The organism is Microbacterium sp. NPDC089186 (assembly GCF_040685115.1).
GTDB lineage: Bacteria > Actinomycetota > Actinomycetes > Actinomycetales > Microbacteriaceae > Microbacterium > Microbacterium galbum.
Genome location: NZ_JBFBHJ010000001.1, coordinates 287,979 through 303,177 on the forward strand (window position 1 = coordinate 287,979; position 15,199 = coordinate 303,177).

Below are 15,199 nucleotides of genomic sequence, written 5' to 3' on the forward strand. Positions count from 1 at the left end.
GTTACGCTGGAGGGGTGACTTCCCTCCACGACACGTCGGTGCGCGGCTTCGCGTCCGACAACTATTCCGGCATCCACCCCGACGTGCTCGCCGCGATCGCGACGGCCAACGAAGGCCACCAGGTCGCGTACGGCGAAGACGTCTACACCGCGCGTCTGCAGGAGCTGTTCGTCTCGCTGCTGGGCGACGGCGTCGAGGCGTACCCCGTCTTCAACGGCACGGGCGCCAACGTCGTCGGGCTGCAGTCGATGCTCCCCCGCTGGGGCGCCGTGATCTCGGCATCCACCGCGCACATCAACGTCGACGAAGGCGGAGCGCCCGAGCGCGTGGGCGGCATCAAGCTGCTCACGGTCCCCACCGACGACGGCAAGCTCACACCCGAGCTCGTCGACCGCGAGGCCTGGGGCTGGGGTGATGAGCACCGTGCACAGCCGCTGGTGGTCTCGATCACGCAGTCGACCGAGCTGGGCACCCTCTACAGCGTCGACGAGATCCGCGAGCTCGCGGCGCACGCGCACGGGCACGGCATGCGGCTGCACATGGACGGCGCGCGCATCGCGAACGCCGCCGCCGCCCTCGACGTGCCGCTGCGCGCCTTCACCCGTGACGCGGGGGTCGACGTGCTGAGCTTCGGCGGAACGAAGAACGGCGCCATGATCGGCGAGGCCATCGTCGTGCTCGACCCCGAAGCCTCGACCGGTCTGACGTACCTCCGAAAGCTCGACATGCAACTTTCGAGCAAGATGCGCTTCGTCTCGGCTCAGCTCGTCGCCCTTCTCGACGGCGACCTGTGGCTGCGTAACGCCCGGCACTCCAACGCGATGGCGCAGCGCCTGCGCGCGGGCGTCGAGGCGGGTCTCGCCGACGGCTCGATCCAGGGCGTCGAATTCACGCAGCCCACGCAGGCCAACGGCGTGTTCGCGACCCTGCCGGTCGGAGTGGCCGATCGCCTGCGCGCGAGCTTCCGGTTCTACGACTGGGACGAGATGCGCCGCGAGGTGCGCTGGATGTGCTCCTTCGACACGACCGAAGACGACATCGACGCCTTCGTCGCCGCGATCGCGCGCGAGACGACCGCGTGATCTGACGCATCGACACCCGTCGCGGGCGGGATCGACGCGGGAGCGAGGGCCGCGGCATCCGGATCGCCGATGCCGCGGCCCTCGTCGTCTCAGGCCCCCGCGAGCCAGTCGCGGTAGGCGTCGAACGTGCTCTCGCGTCCGAGGAAGGCCTCCACGAGCTCGCGCGCGTCGCGCGTGCCGCCGGGCTCGAGGATCTCGCGACGGTAACGCGTCGCCGTGTCGACGTCGAAGAGGTCGTCGCCGAACGCCGACAGCAGATCGCGCGCGATGACGAGGCTCCACTGGTAGGTGTAATAGCAGGCCCCGTAGCCCGTCAGGTGACCGAACCCGGCATACGAGTGCGAGCCGTCGAGCGGGGTCACCGGACTCGCGGCGCGGTAGTAGCCGTCGACCGCGGACTGCAGGTCGGCGGGCCGATCGACGTGCAGGCGGTACGAGGTCGTCGCGTGCCCGAGCTGCCTGGTCACCTCGAGACCGCGCCCGAAGGCGTCGGCCGTGCGCATGCGCGCGACGAGGTCGGCGGGGATGGACTCGCCCTGGTCGTTCACGGCGAAGGCGGCGAGCGCCTCGGCGTCCCACGCCCATTCCTCGAGCAGCTGGCTGGGCGCCTCGACGAAGTCCCACTCGGTGGCGACCCCCGTCCACCGCGCCCATTTCTGGTGGCCGCCGAGGATGTCGTGCACGAGATGACCGAATTCATGGAAGAAGGTCACGACCTCGTCGTGCTCGAGCAGTCCGCGCGAGAAGTTGCACAGCAGGACCGATTCCGGCAGCGCGCGTCCCGCGATGCCGGAGGCGAGTCCGAAGCATGCGGCGTGGTTGTACTTTCCCTCGCGGGGGTGGAGATCGAGGTGGATGCGACCGAGTCGCTCGCCCGCGCGGACGACGTCGTACGTGCGCACGTCGTCGTGCCACGAGGGAGCCTCGACGGGCACGTACTCCACGTCGAGCAGGCGCCCGGTGGTGGCGAGCACCCCGTCGAGCACGCGGTCGAAGCGGAAGTACGATCGCACCAGCTGCGCGTCGACGTCGTACTCCTCGCGCTTGAGCGCGCTGAGGACGTACCAGAAGTCCGCGATCGTGACGGCGTCGGCGGCGGGGTCGTCGCGGCGCAGGCGGGCGAGGACGCGCTCGTACTCGGCGGTCGCCGCCGGGGCCGCCGCCTCCGCGACCCGTTCGAGGAACGCGGCGACCGCGGCGCTCGAGCCGATCATGCGCGTCTCGGTCTCGTAATCGGCCCAGTCGCCGTATCCGAGGATCCGGGCCCGCTCGGCACGGACGGCGAGCAGCTCGGCCAACACGGGCTCGTTGCCGGGCCACGCGAGGTCGTTGTACGCGCCCACCAGCGCGTGGCGCACCGACCGGTCGCGCGCATACTCGCGCACGGGCATGAGATCGGTGTACTCGGTGGTGAGCGTGACCATCCCCTCGTCGTCGGCGGGGTGCTCCGCGAGGAAGTCGTCGGGCAGGCCGTCGAGCGCCGACGCCGGGACCTTGATCTCGCGGCGGCCTTCGCGGATGTTGCGCGAGAACGTCAGCGACAGCTCGGTGTCGCGATCGGTCAGCTCCCGCACGCGCTCTCGGTCGGCATCCGCGAGGTCGACGCCCCCGCGACGGAAGTCGCGCCGCACGTGCTCGAGGAAGCGCTGCTCGTCGGCGTCGAGCCCGTCGGGGTCGGCCTCGGCGAAGACGCTCCACAGCCCGCGATCGAGGAGGCGGCGCGACTGCACGGCATCCACGGCCTGCGCCTGCTTCTCGGCGGCGTCGCGGACACCGGCATCGGGGTGCGACTCGCTGAGGAGATGGGAGGGCGCCGCGGCCTCGGCGAGCGCGAGATCCGCCTCGTTCCAGAGCGCGAGACGCTCCCGCAGCGTCATTTCGGCCTCGGCGACGAGTCGCGCGTCGATCTCGGCCACCCGATCGAGAAGAGTGCGCGGGCGCTCATGGGCGAAGGCGCGCCAGCCGTCGAGGTCGCGGGGCAGGGTCAGGGGTTCCAGGGGAGAATCCGGCATCCTCCGACCCTAGGCAGAGCCTCCGACGCCGGGCAATGGGCGGTGGAGAACCTCCGGGCGACCCGCCGCTGGGGAGGAAAGGTCAGCGCAGGGCGCCCACCGAGGCCAGCGCGAGCCGGATGAGCGTGCCGCGACCGCCCTCCATCTCGTCGGAGAGCGCGTCGGATGCCGCCTCCTGCGGCGACAGCCACGTGACCTCGAGCGCGTCCTGGCGCGGTTCGCACGTGCCGGTGACGGGCACGACGTACGCGAGGGACACGGCGTGCTGCCGGTCGTCGTGGAAGGCGCTCACGCCCGGGAGCGGGAAGTACTCCGCCACCGTGAACGGGGTGGGCTGCGGAGGCAGCAGGGGGAACGCCATCGGTCCGAGGTCGTTCTCGAGGTGGCGGAAGAGCGCGTCGCGCACCGTCTCGCCGTAGCGCACGCGGCCCGACACCAACGTGCGGGTCATCTCGCCGAGCGGCGTCGCCCGCAGCAGGATACCGACCTGCGTCACCGCGCCCATGCCGTCGGTGCGCACCGGGAGCGCCTCGACGTAGAGCATCGGCAGGCGTCGACGCGCCTCCGCGAGCTCGACCTCGCTCAGCCAGCCCGGATTGGGGTGGGGACCTCCCTGCGCGCCTGAGAACGAGGCGGAGAGCGGTTCGCGCTCGTCGCCGTTGTCGCCGGGTTCGGGGTCGGGGGTGCGCACGGGCATGCTCCCTGTATATCAACGTCTGCTCCGGATGCCGCGTTTCCGATGCCGGCGCGGTCGCCGGGCGATCGTCCGGGGCGGTCCGCGCGCGACGGCTCCCGGGTCCTCGCCCGCGCCACCCCTCGCGCATGCCGCCGTGTCGGAGGCCTTTGCCACAATGGCGGCATGAGTGCGCATCCCTCCCTCGACCCGTCCGTCGTGCGGTGGTCCGTCCCCCCGAGCGAGCGCGGCGACCGGCCGGTGCTCCTCCTGCTCCACGGCTACGGCTCCGACGAGCACGACCTGTTCGGTCTCGCGCCGTACCTGCCCGAACGGTTCGTGGTCGCGAGCGTGCGGGCGCCCCTCGCGCCGCCGTGGCCCATGCCGGGCGCGTCGTGGTACCCGATCGAGGGCCTCGACGGTCGCGACCCCGACGCCGTCACCCTGGCCGCGCGCGCGGTGCTCGCCTGGGTCCGGGATGCCGTGGGCGCGGCGCCCGTGGGCCTGCTCGGGTTCTCGCAGGGCGGCGCGGTGGCCCTGCAGACGCTGCGCGCCGATCCCGACGCCGTCTCCTTCGCGGTCGTCCTCGCGGGGTACGCCGCGGGCGGGGAGCTCCCGGGAGACGCCGTCCTCGCCGCGCGTCGACCCCCGGTGTTCTGGGGACGCGGAGCGGCGGACGACGTCATCCCCGCGGCCCTCGTCGACGCGACGGCGCAGTGGCTCCCCGTCCACAGCGAGCTCAGCGGCCGTGTCTACCCGGGTCTCACCCACTCGATCTCGCAGGACGAGCTCGACGACGTACGGGCGTTCCTCGACGCGCGACTCGCGCTCGCGTCGCCGAGCACCGGGTGAGCCGTGACGCCGGTGCGACCTCGCGCACCGGCGGCCATGCCCACGCTCACGGATGTCGTGGCGCCCTCCCTCGATGCGGCCGGGGGTTCCCCCACGACCGGTCTGCGGTTACGGTGGATATTCCTGTCCCCGAGAACGAGGTCTCCTCCGGTGAAGAACGTCGACGCTTCCGCGCCCCTGTCCGCGCGCTGACCCGTCGACCCGCCGTTTTCTCGGCCGCCCTCCGCTGACGCGGACGGGTCCGGTGTCCGCGCATCCCGCGTCCCCGGAGTCCCGTCATGTCAGCTCTCTCCCCTTCTCTCGTTCTCGACCGCGTCCGCCTCGTGTGGCCCGACGGAACCGTCGCCCTCGACGAGGTCTCCGGCGCCCTCGGCCGGGGGCGCACCGGTCTCGTCGGCCGAAACGGAGCCGGCAAGTCCACGCTCCTGCGCGTGGCCGCGGGGCACCTCACCCCCACGTCCGGCACGGTCTCGGCATCCGGTGACGTCGTCATGCTCCCGCAGCGTCCGGCGGCGGATCCGCACCGGCCCGTCTCGGCACTCCTCGGCGTCGAGACGGCGCTCACCGCCCTTCGCGCCATCGAGTCGGGCGACGTGGCACCGCACCACTTCGACGCGGTCGGCGACGACTGGGATGTCGAGGCCCGCGCCCACACCCTGCTCGCCGAGGCAGGTCTGGCATCCGATGCCCTGGACCGCACGGTCGGGGAGCTCTCGGGAGGGGAGACGATGCTCACCGCGCTCGTCGGGCTCCGCGCCCGCGCGGCCGACATCACGCTCCTCGACGAACCGACCAACGACCTCGACCGCGACGCCCGGGCGCGCGTGAGCGAGCTCGTCGAGAGCTGGCCCGGCACGCTGATCGTCGTCAGTCACGACGTCGGCCTGCTCGAGCGCATGGATGCCACGGCCGAGCTCTACGGCCGCACCCTGAGCGTCGTCGGCGGCCCCTACAGCGCGTGGCGTGCGCAGCGCGACGCGGAACAGGAGGCCGCCGTGCGCGCCGAGCGCGACGCGGCCCAGTCCCTGCGTCGCGAGCGTCGCCAGCGCATCGAGTCGTACGACAAGCTCGCCACCCGATCGCGCGTCGCGCACAAGGCGCAGGTCGAGAAACGCGTCCCCAAGATCATCGCGGGAGGACGGGCGAACGCGGCGCAGGTGAGCGCCGGGCGGCTGAGCACGGAGATGAAGGGCAAGGAGGATGCCGCGCGCGCGGCGCTGAACGAGGCGTCGGCCCGGGTGCGCGACGACGACGTGGTGCGCATCGACCTGCCCGATCCGGGCAACGCGGCCGGGAGACGGATCCTGTCCCTCGGCGACGGCGAACGCGAGTGGATCGTCACGGGTCGCGAGCGCGTCGCCCTGGTGGGTCGCAACGGCATCGGCAAGACGACGCTGCTGGAGATCCTCGTGGGCGACGTGGACCCCGCAGGGCCGATCCGCGCGCGAGCGAGCGTCGAGCACATCGGCTATCTGCCGCAGCGTCTCGACGGCCTGGACGACGCGGCATCCGTCCTCGACACCGTGTGCGCGGCGGCGCCGCGCGTTCCGGTGGCGCTCGTGCGCGATCGACTGGCACGGTTCCTCGTGCGCGGGGATGCCGTCGGTCGACCCGTGGGGTCGCTGTCCGGCGGCGAGCGCTTCCGCGTCGCGCTCGCGCGGCTGCTCCTCGCGGATCCCCCGCCGCAGCTGCTCGTGCTCGATGAGCCGACCAATAATCTCGACCTCGACACGGTCGATCAGCTCGTGGCGGCGCTCCAGGCCTACCGGGGCGCCGTCCTCGTGGTCAGCCACGACGACGCGTTCCTCTCGCGCCTCGGCCTCGACCTCCGGCTGCGGGTGGACGACGGGCGCCTGTCCGAGAACGCGCCATGAGGCGGGCGGCTGGGCGCCGAGGCCGCGCGCCTGTTCCGAGATCTCCTGCCCCCGCGCCCGATCCCTGACGGTCTCGCTCCTCGTCCGCTCTCACGGCTCGGTGTGACGAGATGCCGCTGTTCCGCGACCAGCGAACGTCAAGCCCGAGCCGATGTCGGAGGTCCGGGAGAGGATGTCGGCATGGCCGACGTGCTCGAGAAATTCGGTCCTGCGACGCAGGACTGGTTCCGGGGCGCCTTCTCCGCGCCCACCAACGCGCAGAAGGGCGCGTGGGAATCCGTGTCGTCCGGTCGCAATGCGCTCGTCGTCGCCCCGACCGGTTCGGGCAAGACCCTCTCGGCCTTCCTTTTCGCGATCGACCGGATCTTCCGTGAGAAGGCCCCCGAGGCTGCGGATGCCGCGCCCGCGCGCCGGGGCAGGAAGACCGCCGCCAAGACCCCGGCGACGAACACCCGCGTCCTGTACATCTCTCCCCTGAAGGCGCTGGGCGTCGACGTGGAGCGCAACCTCCGCTCTCCCCTGGTCGGCATCGGCCAGTCGGCACGACGGCTCGGCATCGACGTCCCGGCCGTGAGCGTGGGCGTGCGATCGGGCGACACCAGCTCGAGCGACCGCCGGAAGCTCGTCACCGATCCGCCCGACATCCTCATCACCACCCCCGAGTCGCTCTACCTGATGCTCACGAGCCAGGCGGCCGAGACCCTGCGCGGCGTGCACACGGTCATCATCGACGAGGTGCACGCGGTCGCCGCCACCAAGCGTGGTGCGCATCTCGCGGTGAGCCTCGAGCGTCTCGACGCCCTCCTCGATGCGCCCGCCCAGCGCATCGGTCTGTCGGCCACGGTGCGGCCGATCGACGAGGTGGCGCGGTTCCTCGGCGGAGCGCAGCCCGTCGACATCGTGGCACCGAAGGCCACGAAGGCCTTCGACCTCTCGGTCGTCGTGCCCGTCGACGACATGCTGAACCCGCCTCCGCCGCCGGGATCCCCTGCGCCCGACGACGCCGGCGAGGGCGAGTGGTTCTCCGAGCGCCCCGAGAGCACCGAGATGGCGGGGTCGGTCTGGCCCCACGTCGAGGAGGCCATCGTCGATCGCATCCTGGAGCGGCGATCGACCATCGTGTTCGCGAACTCCCGTCGGCTCGCCGAGAGGCTGACCGGACGACTGAACGAGATCTACGCCGAGCGCCAGGGCATCGACGTGCCCGAGCCGACCGTGCCGGCGGTCCAGATGGCGCAGGCGGGTTCGTCCGCCGGGGTGTCCGCGATCCTCGCGAAGGCTCACCACGGTTCGGTCTCGAAGGAACAGCGGGCCCAGGTCGAAGACGAGCTCAAGTCGGGCGCATTGCGCTGCGTGGTGGCCACGAGCAGTCTCGAGCTCGGGATCGACATGGGCTCGGTCGACCTCGTCATCCAGGTCGAGTCGCCGCCGAGCGCGGCATCCGGGCTCCAGCGCGTCGGGCGCGCGGGCCACCAGGTCGGCGAGGTGAGCCGCGCCGCCCTCTTCCCGAAGCACCGCAGCGACGTGCTGCACACGGCCGTGGTCACGGAACGCATGCTGGGCGGGCGCATCGAGGCCATCTCCGTGCCCCAGAACCCGCTCGACATCCTCGCGCAGCAGACCGTCGCCGCCTCGGCCCTGGGATCGATCGACGTCGAGGAATGGTTCGACACGGTCAAGCGCAGCGCACCGTTCCGGTCCCTCCCCCGGTCGGCCTACGAGGCGACGCTCGACCTCCTCGCCGGCCGCTACCCCTCCGACGAGTTCGCCGAGCTGCGTCCCCGGTTGGTGTGGGACCGCGATGCCGGAACGCTGACGGGGCGCCCGGGCGCCCAGCGCGTCGCCGTGACCAGCGGTGGCACCATCCCCGACCGTGGCCTGTTCGGCGTCTTCGTCGCCGGAGAATCGCAGAACGCCCGCGTGGGCGAGCTCGACGAAGAGATGGTCTACGAGTCGCGGGTCAACGACGTGTTCACCCTCGGCACGACCAGTTGGCGCATCGTGGAGATCACCCACGACCGCGTGAACGTCGTCCCGGCGTTCGGACAACCCGGAAAGCTCCCGTTCTGGCACGGTGACGGCATCGGGCGCCCCGCCGAACTCGGCGAGGCGCTGGGGAAGTTCTCGCGAGACATCGCCGGAGTCGACCGCTCCAAGGCCGAGGAGCGGCTGCGCGAATCCGGACTCGACGACAACGCCATCACCAACCTCCTCGCCTACCTGGCCGAGCAGCGCGAGGCCACGGGGAGCCTTCCCACCGACAAGACGCTCACGGTCGAGCGCAGCCGCGACGAGGTCGGCGACTGGCGCATCATCCTCCATTCCCCGTACGGCATGCAGGTGCACTCGCCCTGGGCCCTGGCCGTCAACGCGCGTATCCGCGAACGGCTCGGCGTCGAGGGCGCCGCTGTGGCGAGCGACGACGGCATCATCGCGCGCGTTCCGGATGCCGCGGCCGAACCGCCCGGCGCCGACCTCTTCGTCTTCGAGCCCGACGAGCTCGAGCAGATCGTGACCGACGAGGTCGGCGGCTCGGCGCTGTTCGCCTCGCGGTTCCGCGAATGCGCCGCTCGTGCCCTGCTGCTCCCCCGACTCAACCCCAATCGCCGCTCCCCCCTCTGGCAGCAGCGGCAGCGCTCCGCTCAGCTGCTCGAGGTGGCGAAGCGGCATCCCAGCTTCCCGATCATCCTCGAGACGCTGCGCGAAGTCCTCCAAGACGTCTACGACCTGCCCGCCCTGTTGCGCCTCACCCGGCAGATCGGCGAGCGGAGGATCCGCCTCGTCGAGATCACGACCTCGCAGCCCTCGCCGTACGCCCGCGATCTGCTGTTCGGCTACGTGGGCGCCTTCATGTACGAGGGCGACTCCCCCCTGGCCGAGCGTCGAGCCGCCGCACTCTCGGTCGATCCGGCCCTGCTGAGCGAGCTGCTGGGCAAGGTCGAGATGCGCGAGCTGCTCGACCCCGAGGTGATCGCGCAGTTCGAGCGCGAAGCGCAACGCCTCGACCCCGACCGTCGCGCTCGGGGAGTGGAGGGGGTCGCCGACCTGCTGCGCATCCTGGGCCCCCTCGAGGCGGCCGAGGTGGCGGCCCGTCTCGACAGTGAGGGGGACGCCGTCGCCGAGGCGGAACAGCACCTCGCGACGCTCGTCGACGATCGTCGCGCCATCCGCGTGACGATCGCCGGTGTCGCGCGCGTGGCGGGCATCGAAGACGCCGGCCGTCTGCGCGACGCGCTGGGCGCGGCGCTGCCCGTCGGCATCCCGAACGCCTTCCTCGAACCGCTCGCCGATCCGCTCGGCGACCTCGTGGCCCGCTACGCCCGCACGCACGCCCCGTTCACGACGGATGCCGTGGCCGAGCGCCTCGGAGTGGGGGTCGCGGTCGCGCGTCTCACTCTGCAGCGCCTCGAATCGCAGGGGCGCCTGTCGAGCGGGTTCTTCCTCCCGGACCCTTCGACGGGCTCAGGGACCGGCGGCGGGTCGCGCGGCGACGACACCGAGTGGTGCGACGTCGAGGTGCTGCGGCGGCTGCGCATGCGCTCCCTCGCCGCGATCCGGGGCAGCGTCGAGCCCGTGCCGCCCGCCGCCTATGCGCGGTTCCTGCCCGTGTGGCAGCACCTCGGTCGACCGCTCGAGGGCATCGACGGCGTCTTGGCCGTCGTCGAGCAGCTGGCGGGGGTTCCCATCCCCGCGAGCGCGTGGGAGTCGCTCGTGCTCCCCTCGCGCGTCGCCGACTACACCCCCGCCCTGCTCGACGAGCTGACCGCCACGGGAGAGGTCGTCTGGTCGGGCCACGGCACCCTGCCGGGCCGCGACGGGTGGATCGCCCTGCATCCGGCGGAGGCTGCGCCCTTCACCCTGCAAGATCCGGATGACGCCGACGACCCCGCCCCCGACTCGCTCGAGGCGCGGCTGCTCGCGGCGCTCACCGGGGGCGGAGCGTACTTCGCGGCGCAGCTGAAGCAGCTGGCCGGCGCCGAGAACGAGCAGTCCGTCAACGACGCCCTCTGGGCGCTCACCTGGGCGGGGCGCGTGACGAACGACACCTTCGCTCCCGTGCGCACCCTGCTCAGTGGCGGAGGGCAGTCGCACCGCGTCGCACGGCGGGCTCCGCGAGCCCGGATGTACCGCGGCGCGGCCATGCCCCGCGCGACCTCGGCTCCGCGTCCGCCCTCGCTCGGCGGACGCTGGTCGCTCCTGCCCGAGCGCGAACCGGATGCCGCGGCGCGCGCGACCGCGACCGCGAGCCTCCTTCTCGACCGATACGGCGTCGTCACCCGCGGCGCCGTCCAGTCGGAGGGGGTGCCGGGCGGGTTCGCACAGGTCTACCGCATTCTCGCCGGGTTCGAGGAGGCCGGACACTGCCGACGCGGCTACGTCATTGAGAAGTTGGGCGCCGCGCAATTCGCGGCATCCGCGACCGTCGATCGCCTGCGCGAGTTCGCCGCGGTCGCCGATCCCCCACCGCTGCGGACCGTCACGCTCGCGGCGACCGACCCCGCCAACCCCTACGGCGCCGCGCTCGGCTGGCCCGCGATCGAAGGGGTCACGCACCGGCCCGGACGCAAGGCCGGAGGGCTGGTCGTGCTCGTCGACGGCGAGCTGACGCTGTACCTCGAGCGCGGGGGGCGCAGCGCCCTGGCCTTCACCGATGACGAGGCGTCGCTACAGGCCGCTGCCCGCCATCTCGCGGAGACGGCGCGGAAGAGGCGGCTCGACACGCTGACGGTGGAACAGGTGAACGGCGAGTTCGTCTACGGCACGGCCGTCGGGCGCGCCCTCCGCGAGGCGGGGTTCGTGGAGTCGCCGAAGGGCCTGACGCTGCGCAAGCTCACCGCGGGCGACACCCTGCGAGAGGCCGCCCGTGCCTGAGGGCGATACCGTCTACCGCGCCGCCGCGAAGCTCAACGCCGCTCTGGCGGGCAAGGTCGTCACGCGCTTCGACATCCGCGTGCCCGGCAGCGCCACCGCCGACCTGCGCGGCGAGACCGTTCACGAGGTCGCCGCCCGCGGCAAGCATCTGCTCCACCGCATCGGCGGGTACACCCTGCACTCGCACCTCAAGATGGAGGGCCGCTGGGACCTCGACCGTCCCGGCGAGCGATGGCGACGCCCCGCGTTCAAGGCCCGCGCGATCGTCGGGGTCGAGGGCGTGAATGCCGTCGGCTTCGACCTCGCCATGGTCGAGGTGCTGCGCACCGCCGACGAGCACACCGTGATCGGGCACCTGGGCCCCGACCTGCTCGCGGACGACTGGGACGAGGCGGAGGCGGTGCGACGGGTCGCGGTCGACGACAGGGCCGCCCATGTCGCCCTGCTCGATCAGCGCAACGTGGCGGGCTTCGGCAACGTTTACGCCAACGAGCTCCTCTTCGTGCGGGGAATCGCCCCCACGACCCCCGCGACGCAGATCGACGCCCGCGCCACGATCGCCCTCGGCGAGCGCATGATCCGAGCGAATCTGCCGCGCCCGGAGCGCACGTTCACCGGCGACAGCAGGCCCGGTCGCCGCTTCTGGGTCTACGGGCGAGAGGGCGCGCCCTGCCGGCGCTGCGGGACCCCGATCCGCGCCACGACCCTGGGGGCGACGGACACCAGCGAGCGCAACGTGTTCTGGTGCCCCACCTGCCAACCCGGCTGACCGCGGCCCGCCCCGCACCACGGGAGTCCGCCTCACGCGCGGCGACGCACCGCGGGCCCGCCTCGCACCACGCGAGTCCGGATCTCCCGCCCGTGTCGCGCGCCCGGCTGCCCGCGGATCCGCCTCGCACCGGGCGGGTCCGCAGCATGCGCCCGCGCCACGGCATCCGCTCGAAAACCGACGCTCCCGCAGGCCGCTGTCAACCCGGCCGCAGCTGTCGGTTCGACATGCGAGAACAAGGGGACAACACAACGCCGGACGACGGCCCGCGGACGATCTCTCGATATCGAGGAAACCGATAGCGGGAGGGGCGACGAAGAACCATTCGAGGGAATGAAGAGCATTCCCCACCCGTTGTCAGACATGTCGGCACACCCGAAGGCCGACCGGAGGGGATCGTGGGAAAGAACTACATCGACATCGAGAACGACCACGGCGAGACGCTGCGTTATCGCAAGCACGTCAATGGTCGAGGACTCGTCGCGCACGGCGCGAAGGTCCACCCGTCGGCGCTCGTGGAGAACGGCGCTTACGTCGAACCCGGCGTTCAGATCGCGGCCGGTGTTCGAGTGGGTCGCGGCGCATGGATCGAATCCGACGCCGTCATCGGCCCGGAGGCCCGCATCGAACCGCACGCGCACATCTGTGCGGGAGCGGTCATCGGCGCCGGAGCGCACATCGGCGTCCGCACCCAGGTCGGCCACAACGCGCGGATCGCGGTGGGGTCGCTCATCGGCGACGACGAGATCATCAACGACGGCGAAGCCGTCGCGACCGATCGCCGGGGCCTGCGCCTCGCGGCCTGACCCCGCCGAGGGGGCATTCATCGACCCGCACGACTCCACGGAGCGTGCGGGTCTTCGTTTTCCCCGGGCGGGATGCCGGCGCGCCGCCGGGGGCGTGTGATGGCCGGCCGGTCAGGCGAGGATCGTCAGCACGAGTCCCAGGAGCGGGAGCGTCCCCTGGATGGCGGCGGGGCGGAGATACTTCCGCCCCGAGGTGACGAGCACGAGCGCGGCTGCGAGCATCGAGCCGAGCGAGAAGATCAACAGCGTCCGCCCCGCGACGTCGCCCGTGCCGTTCACCATCCACAGCACCACGCCCACGGCGGCGCCGATCGCGAGGAACAGATTGTAGAAACCCTGGTTGTAGGCCATCGGCTTCGTGATCTCGGCGGCGCGCTGATCGGCGATGCCGAACACCTTCCACGTCCGGGGCCGCGTCCACCGCAGGCTCTCGAGCACGAAGATGTAGACGTGCAGCAGGGCAGCGAGCCCCGCGAAGACGAGTGCCAGGACGCCGGTCATCCCCCCACGTTAGCGGCGCGGCTAGCCTGGGACCATGGTGAACGGTTCGGGCTCCCGCGGTCGCGGCGGCGCATCGCGACGAGGGGGGCCCGCTCGTGCGGCGTCGAAGGGACGGCCGCGCCCCGCGCCGAAGACCCCGCGCCGCGCCGCGCCGACGCCTCCCCCCGAGCCGCGCGAATTCCGCCTCGGCGCCGTCCCGGGGGCGACGCCCGGCAAATGGATCGGCGTCTGGCGCGAGCGCCTGCCGCATGTGTCGCTGGAGCTCCGCGAGATCCCCGTCGCCGCGCAGCGGGAGGCGCTCGGCGACGTCGACGCCGCCCTGGTGCGGCTTCCCCTCGCGGCATCCGACGACGTCCACGTCATCGAGCTGTACGAAGAACTCCCCGTGGTGGTGACGGCCACCGAGTCGCACCTCCTCGCAGCCGATGAGCTCACCCTCGCCGACCTGGCCGGCGAGATCGTGATCGTCCCCGCCGACGACGTGCTGCACACCGAGGTTCCGGATGCCGTGGCCCCGGCGTTCGCGCCCCCGGCCGACACCGCTGAGGCCATCGCGACGGTGGCCGCGGGCGTCGGCGTCGTGATCGTTCCGATGTCGCTCGCCCGTGCTCATCAGCGCCGCGACGTCGACTACCGCGTCCTCGCCGATGGCCCGCGCTCCACGGTCGCCCTGGCGTGGCTGCGCGAGAACACCACCGACGACGTCGAGACCTTCGTCGGGATCGTGCGCGGTCGCACCGCTCGTTCCTCCCGCTGAGGGACGCCGGGTGCACGGCGCACCGCATCCGTCCGTTCCCGTCGGCGTGCGTGAACCTCGATTCCTGCGCGTGAATGCGGGGGCCGCGCGATGCGAGACCCGAATGTCGTTCCCTCGTTCGAGAATGCGCGGGTCCGTTTCCCCGGGAATGATTTCGGCGCATGTCCAGACCTGCGTCGTGTCGGCGCGGCCCGCATAGAATCCCTGAGTGACCGCCCCCCTCCTGTACGTCTGCGCGCGCCCTCAGCGGGTCGCGGCGGTGGCGGAGTGGGCGTCGTTCCGCGACGGGCTGGGGGTGCGCGACGACGAGCTCGTGCACCATGACCTCGTGCGCGAGCCGCTCCCGGCCGACCTCGACCGGTTCGCCGCGGTCGTCGTGGGAGGCAGCCCGTTCAACGTCACCGACCCCGACAAGACCGACGTGCAGCGCCGCCTCGAGAGTGATCTCGAGCGATTGGCCGCCGCCGCGATCGAGGGCCGGACGAGCGCGCTGTTCACGTGCTTCGGGATCGGCGTCGTCACGCGCTTCCTCGGCGGCGAAGTGACCCTCGGCCATCCCGAGGGCACGGGCCCCGCCGACATCTCGCTCACCGACGCGGGCCGCGCCGACGAGCTGTTCGGCATCCTGGAACCGCATTTCGAGGCCCTGACCGCGCACAAGGAGGGCACCGCGAGCGTGCCGCCGGGGGCGACGCTGCTGGCCGAGAACGCGGCCTGTCCGGTGCAGGCCTACCGGGCGGGGCGCGCACTGTGGGCGACGCAGTTCCACCCCGAACCGACGACCGAAGCGTTCGTGGAGCGCATGGTCGTGTACCGGGATGCCGGGTACTTCGACGCCGACGCGTTCGACGAGGTGTCGGCGCACGTGCGCACCGCGTCGGTCGAGCAGCCCACCCGGCTTCTGCGCTCGTTCGCCGCTCGCGCCGTCGCCGCCTAGCCGGCGCCGTTCCGCCGCGCAGCGACGGGCCGCGCAGCGACGGGCCGCTCAGCGATGGGCCGCG

Annotated in this window: 11 protein-coding genes; 8 read left to right on the forward strand and 3 right to left on the reverse strand. The window is 72.2% G+C overall.

Annotation, left to right across the window (positions count from 1 at the left end):
• The first annotated feature begins 14 nt into the window (after positions 1-14).
• The gene (locus AB0N82_RS01415) at positions 15-1,082 is read left to right on the forward strand and encodes a low specificity L-threonine aldolase (protein WP_363387224.1); all 1,068 of its coding nucleotides are present in this window, start codon (positions 15-17) and stop codon (positions 1,080-1,082) included.
• An 89-nt stretch (positions 1,083-1,171) separates the two neighbouring features.
• On the opposite strand, the gene AB0N82_RS01420 is transcribed toward AB0N82_RS01415, so the two are convergent.
• Together AB0N82_RS01420 and AB0N82_RS01425 are read right to left on the reverse strand one after the other, a co-directional pair.
• Positions 1,172-3,094, reverse strand: a complete 1,923-nt coding sequence (locus AB0N82_RS01420) for a M3 family metallopeptidase (RefSeq protein ID WP_363387227.1) — start codon at positions 3,092-3,094, stop codon at positions 1,172-1,174.
• An 82-nt stretch (positions 3,095-3,176) separates the two neighbouring features.
• Positions 3,177-3,791 carry an NUDIX hydrolase family protein gene (locus AB0N82_RS01425; RefSeq protein WP_315993683.1) on the reverse strand — a complete coding sequence of 205 codons (615 nt, stop codon included), beginning with the start codon at positions 3,789-3,791 and terminating at the stop codon, positions 3,177-3,179.
• Between the two features lie 162 nt (positions 3,792-3,953).
• Between AB0N82_RS01425 and AB0N82_RS01430 the strand changes: the two genes are divergently transcribed.
• The 5 genes from AB0N82_RS01430 to AB0N82_RS01450 all read left to right on the forward strand — a co-directional run bounded on the left by AB0N82_RS01430 (position 3,954) and on the right by AB0N82_RS01450 (position 12,940).
• A complete protein-coding gene (locus tag AB0N82_RS01430; protein WP_363387230.1) occupies positions 3,954-4,619 on the forward strand; it encodes an alpha/beta fold hydrolase in 666 nt (221 codons plus the stop codon).
• A 278-nt stretch (positions 4,620-4,897) separates the two neighbouring features.
• Positions 4,898-6,493 (forward strand): ABC-F family ATP-binding cassette domain-containing protein, encoded by a 1,596-nt coding sequence (locus AB0N82_RS01435; RefSeq protein WP_363387233.1) that lies wholly within the window; start codon positions 4,898-4,900, stop codon positions 6,491-6,493.
• A 180-nt stretch (positions 6,494-6,673) separates the two neighbouring features.
• Positions 6,674-11,365 carry an ATP-dependent helicase gene (locus AB0N82_RS01440; RefSeq protein WP_363387237.1) on the forward strand — a complete coding sequence of 1,564 codons (4,692 nt, stop codon included), beginning with the start codon at positions 6,674-6,676 and terminating at the stop codon, positions 11,363-11,365.
• Entirely contained in the window at positions 11,358-12,134 is a 777-nt protein-coding gene (locus AB0N82_RS01445) for a DNA-formamidopyrimidine glycosylase family protein (protein ID WP_363387240.1), read from the forward strand. The genes AB0N82_RS01440 and AB0N82_RS01445 overlap by 8 nt, the downstream gene beginning before the upstream one ends.
• Positions 12,135-12,532: 398 nt before the next feature.
• On the forward strand, positions 12,533-12,940 hold the full coding sequence (locus AB0N82_RS01450; protein ID WP_076673580.1) for a transferase: 408 nt from the start codon (positions 12,533-12,535) through the stop codon (positions 12,938-12,940).
• Positions 12,941-13,051: 111 nt separating this feature from the next.
• Here AB0N82_RS01450 and AB0N82_RS01455 read toward each other — a convergent pair whose 3' ends face one another.
• Positions 13,052-13,441, reverse strand: a complete 390-nt coding sequence (locus tag AB0N82_RS01455; RefSeq protein WP_363387244.1) for a DUF1304 domain-containing protein — start codon at positions 13,439-13,441, stop codon at positions 13,052-13,054.
• Between the two features lie 34 nt (positions 13,442-13,475).
• Here AB0N82_RS01455 and AB0N82_RS01460 point away from each other — a divergent pair, with 34 nt between their 5' ends.
• Positions 13,476-14,198, forward strand: a complete 723-nt coding sequence (locus AB0N82_RS01460) for a LysR substrate-binding domain-containing protein (protein ID WP_363387247.1) — start codon at positions 13,476-13,478, stop codon at positions 14,196-14,198.
• A 208-nt stretch (positions 14,199-14,406) separates the two neighbouring features.
• A complete protein-coding gene (locus tag AB0N82_RS01465; protein ID WP_315993694.1) occupies positions 14,407-15,135 on the forward strand; it encodes a GMP synthase in 729 nt (242 codons plus the stop codon).
• The last annotated feature ends 64 nt before the right edge of the window (positions 15,136-15,199 follow it).